We start from the raw sequence: 6554 nt of genomic DNA, 5'->3' as shown, positions 1-6554 counted from the left end.
AAAAAAGCGATCTATTACTCAAGAGATGAAAGTGGTGGAACCGCTGCCAGGCCGTTTGCTTGAATATCCACTGACGCCCAAACGTCAGGTGGGCGCCGTATGCATCGAACCAAGATTCGAACAGGGACAGCTCCCTTGGATGTATTTATAGCCTCAGGGATAATTGCTAGAGCGCGCACCGCGCAGAACCACCGCCTGCTTATTTAGGATGCTTGAGCCTCATCATCAAGGCGATTTACGATATTTTCCATTCTTTCTGCATAGTCTTCGATCAAAATGGCCAATCGCTCTTTTTCTTCTTGTTCCATTTTCAGTTTGTCCTGACAAAGTTTCAGGCTTTCTGTCAGTTGATCTTTTTGTTGCTGGAGCTGTTGATTTTGGGATTCTGCAGCGCTGGCTTCGCTTTTGATGTCTTCATTTTGATCGGCCAGCAACAAAGAGGCCAGCATTAAACGTCTGATATCGCCAGCTATATGGAGTTGTTCGCTGACCTTTGCGACTTCTTTATCGACAATATCAGCAAGAAAGCGAAGGCGGTTTTCATCACCATCGCGGCAGGCTAGCTGATAATTACGCCCGCCAATCATTATATCTACTTGCGCCATAATCTGTTCCTGTCTTCAATATTGTCGGTTTTGTGGAACAGTCACCTTTGTCACTTTATCCCTTTATAAACGCAACAATGACAGGATAAAATACAGAGCTTTTAGGTCTCTGCCAATGACAGGGGACGTGCATTGGCAGGGTAATAGAGTTAACGGCTTGAAGCGCTATTTTTTTACTATAATGAAAGGATCTTATTGAATTGAGCCTAGCGCTTGATCCCCTTCTTTACCTTCAAGCGGATGCGTTAATTCGTCAACAAAGGCGATTTTCCCATCTCGAAAGCTGTAAAAAGCGACGACCTTGATCCGGCTTTTCTTGCCAGAAGCCCGAGTGACATGGGCAATATGCACCGTGGCCGCCGCATCATTATTACTGATGATATGTTGAATATCAATTTCGAGTGCTTTTAATTTCTGGCGCAAGGCTTTGATATGAACAAGAAAATCATTCAATCTCAATTCTTTGCCATCAACAATTTGGCGGTAATCTTCTGTAAAAAAAGCCAGCATTTCTTCTGCCGGACGGTTGAAGTCGCTAAGCGTTTCAAAAACCTGCCGAACTAATAGCTCACTATTCTGTGCCATACTTTCTATTCCCCCGCCTAAGATGGATAAGAGAAAGTCATGTTGGTTCTTGTTTGCCTATATTCAATCACGCAGGAAGATTTTTAATGATTCCATGATGTCCATTCTGGAAGCCGTGATAATATAAGCCGTCAGATATTTCGTCATTCAATAGCTATAATGTATGGCTCTGGCTTTTGTGAGGAAGCGGGTGATTTCGGGGATAAATTTTTATTGTTCCTGAGAGGTTTCGGAGGCTTTTGCATCCGACAGACTATCCGCCAATCTTTCTCTATCTTCTTTTGTTGGGAAAGAGGTCTTATAGGATTCTTGAATGTTTCCGGATAGAAGACTGTCAATCCGAGCCAAGGCCTGTTCAGTCGCTTCGCGTAATTTTTGGTAACGCGCAGCAATATCATGATCGGCTATACGCCGGTGGTCGGCTTCTTCCAGACGGATAAGAGCCTGTGACAGACGGTTAAGGGCATGTGAAAGACGATCTTGAGGCATATCTAGCCCATAGCATGTTGAGGCCATGCCTCAATATGGCCTTTTATTGTTTTTATAGGGTTTTTTGCATCTAAAGGTTATTCTTTGTCGAGCATGGCTGTCCGGCATGTTGACCTTTCCGGTGGCAAAAGACTAATAAAGCCGCGTCTTCCGGTTTTTGTCATTTTTGGCCGGAAATATCGACCTTTTCTTCCAATTTTTTAGGTATCTTGTAATGTCTGTTCCGTATCGACACCTCGCTAATGCCATTCGTGCCTTGTCGATGGATGCTATCCAGGCCGCTAATAGCGGGCATCCGGGGTTGCCGATGGGTATGGCAGATGTCGCAACCATCCTTTTTGGGCGCTATTTAAAATTTAATCCGAAAGATCCGACATGGCCGGATCGTGACCGCTTTGTTTTATCCGGTGGTCATGGATGTATGCTGCTTTATTCCCTGTTATATTTGACGGGATATGATGAGCCGACCTTGGAGGACATCAAAAACTTCCGGCAGCTGGGTAGCCGTTGCGCCGGTCATCCTGAAAATACTTTGTTATCAGGGGTTGAAGCGACGACAGGCCCCCTTGGGCAAGGAATCGGTATGGCGGCCGGAATGGCTTTGGCTGAACGTCATTTGAAAGCGCAATTCGGTGAAGATATCGTTAATCACCGTGTTTGGACCATTGCCGGTGATGGATGCCTGATGGAAGGTATCAACCATGAAGTCGGCGGGATCGCGGCTAGACTGGGTTTAGGTAACCTTAATGTTTTGTGGGATGATAACGGTATCACCATCGATGGTGACGTTACTATTTCACGAAAAGAAGATGTCATGGCGCGTCATCGTGCCTGTGGTTGGCATGTTGTGGCTTGTGATGGTCATAATACAGAATCCATTATTAAAGCCATGGATGAGGCTATTGCTGATCCTAGGCCTTCTTTGATCGCTTGCCGGACGACGATTGGTTATGGTTCCCCAGGCAAACAGGGAACAGCGGCCGCTCATGGCACGCCATTAGGGGAAGAAGAAATTCTGTTGACCCGTGAGGCTTTGGAATGGACTAGCCCTGACTTTACTGTCCCCCATCACATTCTGAAAAAATGGAAAGAATTGGGCACGCGTCATCTTGATGAATATCATGCATGGAAAGAGCGCCTTGAGGCGAATAAAGATAAAGACGAATTTTTGCGGATTACAAACGGTCAGTTGCCACAAGATTTTGATCTGACAGACCATAAGAACAATATCATCAGTTCGGCTATGCCGATGGCAACGCGAAAAGCCTCGGAAATGGCTTTGAGCGTCTTGATTCGCCAATTACCGGAATTAGTTGGCGGTTCGGCTGATCTGACGCCTTCTAATAATACCAAGCCCAAAGGCATGACGACCTTATCGGCGGCTGATTATGGCGGTCGCTACATCCATTATGGTATTCGTGAATTCGGGATGGCGACAGTGATGAATGGTCTTGCCCTTCATGGCGGTGTTATTCCTTATGGTGGCACCTTCCTTGCCTTTTCTGATTATAGCCGTCCTGCAATCAGACTGTCGGCTTTGCAAAAGACAAGGGTCGTCTATGTCATGACCCATGATTCGATCGGTGTCGGGGAAGATGGCCCGACTCATCAGCCGATTGAACAAGTTATGTCTTTGCGTTTGATTCCTAATTTAAGAGTTTTCCGGCCTGCTGATTCGGTTGAAACCGCAGAATGTTGGGAGCTGGCCTTGAAAAATATTGATGGCCCCTCATTAATAGTTTTGTCCCGTCAGAACTTACCGTTGCTACGCGAATCGGCGGATGAAAATCTTTCGGCGCGCGGGGCTTATCGTCTCCGGTCGGCTGTTGCCAAAAGGCGGGTTATCTTGATGGCAACAGGATCAGAGCTTTCCTTGGCTGTTGAGGTCGCAGACCTCCTAGAAACAGCAGGTTTTGGGGCAGATGTCGTGTCGATGCCGAGTTGGACCTTGTTCGATCAACAACCCGAATCCTATCGCAATGACGTTTTGCCCGATCAACCTCAATCGACAATTTTACGCGTTTCGATCGAAGCGGGGACGACAATTGGCTGGGAACGGTATACTGGAATAAATGGTCTTCGTTATGGTATTGATGTTTTTGGTGCATCGGCCCCGGCGAATGATCTATATGCTCATTTCGGCTTGACCGCAGTCGGCATCACGAACAAGGTGTTGGCCGCGATCGCCGGTAAGTCGGCACGTTAAAAAATAGCTATGGAATATAATAGCTACTTAGTAAGTTAGGAGAATAAACATGGCGGTTAAAGTTGCGATTAATGGCTTCGGCCGTATCGGCCGTCTGGCTGCGCGTGCAATTCTGTCGCGTCCGGATTCTGGACTTGAACTGGTTACCATCAATGACCTGGGTAGCGTTGAAGGCAACGCTTTCTTGTTCAAGCGTGACAGTGCACATGGCACCTATCCGGGTACCGTTACCACCGAAGGTAACGACATGGTCATCGATGGCAAGAAAATTGTTGTCACCGCTGAACGTGATCCGGCCAATCTGCCGCACAAAAAGCTTGGCGTTGATATCGTGATGGAATGCACGGGTATCTTCACCAACACCGAAAAAGCTTCTGCTCATCTGACCGCAGGTGCCAAGAAGGTTCTGATTTCTGCTCCGGCTAAAGGCGATGTTGATCGCACCGTTGTTTATGGTGTGAACCACAAAGACCTGACCGCAGATGACAAGATCGTTTCCAACGCATCTTGCACCACCAACTGCTTGGCTCCGGTTCTGCATGTTCTTCAGCAGAAAATCGGTATCGTTCGTGGTTTGATGACCACCGTCCACAGCTTCACCAACGATCAGCGCATCCTCGATCAGATCCATTCTGATCTGCGTCGTGCCCGCACGGCCAGCGCTTCCATGATCCCGACCAGCACCGGTGCTGCCCGCGCTGTTGCTCTCGTGATCCCGGAACTCAAAGGTAAGCTGGATGGTATCTCCATCCGCGTCCCGACCCCGGATGTCAGCCTTGTTGACTTCACCTTCGTTCCGCAGCGTGACACGACCGCAGAAGAAATCAACAGCGTTCTTAAAGCCGCTGCTGACACCGGTGATATGACTGGCGTTCTCGGTTACACCGATGAACCCCTCGTTTCCCGTGACTTCTACTCCGATCCGCACAGCTCCACCGTTGACAGCCGTGAAACGGCCGTTCTCGAAGGTAAGCTGGCTCGCGTTGTTGCATGGTATGACAACGAATGGGGCTTCTCCAATCGTATGGTCGATACCGCTGCTCAGATGGCTAAAACTCTCTAGTTTTTGCGATCTTATCGGTAAAAGGGTTGTCCCGCTTTTTGCCCTTGTGGCAAGGGGCGGGATGCCTCTTAATTACTGCAGTTAGTTATTCGCTGATTGCAGCATTAACCTCCTGATACAGGCCCGTTATGGGATATATCCGTTATAGCTGGGTCTCGTGAGGAGGCTGTCTCCGTTATCAGATCCGCTTTATGATATAAGGCGGCCAAAAGGAGGATATAATGGCTTTTCGTACATTAGATGATATTGGTGACGTCAAAGGTAAGCGCGTTCTCGTTCGCGAAGATCTGAACGTTCCTATGGATGGCGATCGCGTTACGGATGATACCCGTCTGCGTGCTGCAATCCCGACCGTCAATGAATTGGCTGAAAAGGGCGCCAAAGTCCTTATTCTGGCTCACTTCGGTCGTCCAAAAGGTCAGCCGAATCCTGAAATGTCCTTGGCTCGCATCAAAGATGCGCTGGCTGGCGTTCTGGGTCGTCCGGTTCATTTCATCAATGACATCAAAGGTGATGCTGCAGCAAAAGCCGTTGATGCCTTGAATCCGGGTGCTGTTGCTCTTCTTGAAAACACCCGCTTTTATGCTGGTGAAGAAAAGAATGATCCGGCTTTGGCAGCAGAAGTTGCTAAGCTCGGCGATTTTTATGTCAACGATGCTTTCTCAGCTGCTCACCGCGCCCATGTTTCGACCGAAGGTCTGGCTCACAAGCTGCCTGCTTTCGCCGGTCGTGCCATGCAGAAAGAATTAGAAGCTCTTGAAGCTGCCCTTGGTAAGCCGACCCATCCGGTCGCAGCCGTTGTCGGTGGTGCTAAAGTTTCTACCAAGCTCGACGTTCTGACCAACCTTGTTTCCAAGGTTGACCATCTGATCATCGGTGGTGGTATGGCTAATACCTTCCTCGCTGCTCAGGGTGTTGATGTTGGTAAATCCCTTTGTGAGCATGAGCTGAAAGATACCGTTAAAGGTATTTTCGCTGCTGCTGAAAAAACGGGCTGCAAAATTCATCTTCCGAGCGATGTCGTCGTCGCTAAGGAATTCAAAGCCAATCCGCCGATCCGTACCATTCCGGTCAGCGATGTTGCTGCTGACGAAATGATTCTCGACGTTGGCCCGAAAGCCGTTGCTGCTTTGACCGAAGTTCTGAAAGCTTCCAAGACCTTGGTCTGGAATGGCCCGTTGGGCGCTTTCGAAATTGAACCTTTCGATAAAGCCACGGTCGCTCTCGCTAAGGAAGCCGCGGCTTTGACCAAAGCCGGTTCCTTGATCTCTGTTGCGGGTGGTGGTGACACGGTTGCCGCTCTTAACCATGCCGGTGTAGCCAAAGACTTCAGCTTTGTCTCAACCGCAGGTGGTGCTTTCCTTGAATGGATGGAAGGTAAAGAGCTGCCGGGTGTTAAAGCCCTTGAAGCTTAATTTTTAAAAGTTCACTTTTAAAGAAAAGAGGGCAGCCTTGTTTGGCTGCCCTTTTTTTATCTTTTTTAGGCAAAAAAAGCCTTTTAGGGTTGCCACTGCTCTTAAAAAATTTAACCTGCGACCTGCGACCTGCGACCTGCGACCTGCGACCTGCGACCTGCGACCTGCGACCTGCGACCTGCGACCTGCGA

The 6554-nt window shown here is 48.6% G+C and carries 6 protein-coding genes; 3 read left to right on the top strand and 3 right to left on the bottom strand.

All coding sequences use genetic code 11. From position 1 onward, the window contains the following. Positions 1–203: 203 nt before the first annotated feature. The 3 genes from LDL18_RS08375 to LDL18_RS08365 all read right to left on the bottom strand — a co-directional run bounded on the left by LDL18_RS08375 (position 204) and on the right by LDL18_RS08365 (position 1706). Positions 204–605 carry a cell division protein ZapA gene (locus tag LDL18_RS08375; protein WP_296508674.1) on the bottom strand — a complete coding sequence of 134 codons (402 nt, stop codon included), beginning with the start codon at positions 603–605 and terminating at the stop codon, positions 204–206. 192 nt (positions 606–797) lie between these two features. Beyond that, a complete protein-coding gene (locus LDL18_RS08370; RefSeq protein ID WP_296508672.1) occupies positions 798–1190 on the bottom strand; it encodes a nuclear transport factor 2 family protein in 393 nt (130 codons plus the stop codon). Positions 1191–1400: 210 nt separating this feature from the next. After that, positions 1401–1706, bottom strand: a complete 306-nt coding sequence (locus LDL18_RS08365) for a hypothetical protein (protein ID WP_296508670.1) — start codon at positions 1704–1706, stop codon at positions 1401–1403. 187 nt (positions 1707–1893) lie between these two features. Between LDL18_RS08365 and tkt the strand changes: the two genes are divergently transcribed. From tkt to LDL18_RS08350, 3 genes are all read left to right on the top strand, one after another. Beyond that, positions 1894–3885, top strand: coding sequence for a transketolase (gene tkt, locus LDL18_RS08360; protein WP_296508667.1), 1992 nt, complete (start codon positions 1894–1896; stop codon positions 3883–3885). A gap of 49 nt (positions 3886–3934) precedes the next feature. Further along, a complete protein-coding gene (gap, locus tag LDL18_RS08355) occupies positions 3935–4948 on the top strand; it encodes a type I glyceraldehyde-3-phosphate dehydrogenase (RefSeq protein ID WP_011240132.1) in 1014 nt (337 codons plus the stop codon). A 221-nt stretch (positions 4949–5169) separates the two neighbouring features. Continuing rightward, positions 5170–6363, top strand: coding sequence for a phosphoglycerate kinase (locus LDL18_RS08350; RefSeq protein ID WP_296508662.1), 1194 nt, complete (start codon positions 5170–5172; stop codon positions 6361–6363). Positions 6364–6554 lie beyond the last annotated feature (191 nt).

The organism is Zymomonas sp. (assembly GCF_020216885.1).
Lineage (GTDB): Bacteria > Pseudomonadota > Alphaproteobacteria > Sphingomonadales > Sphingomonadaceae > Zymomonas.
The sequence above is the reverse complement of the archived record's forward strand: the minus strand, read 5'-3'. Positions and strand labels throughout refer to the sequence as shown.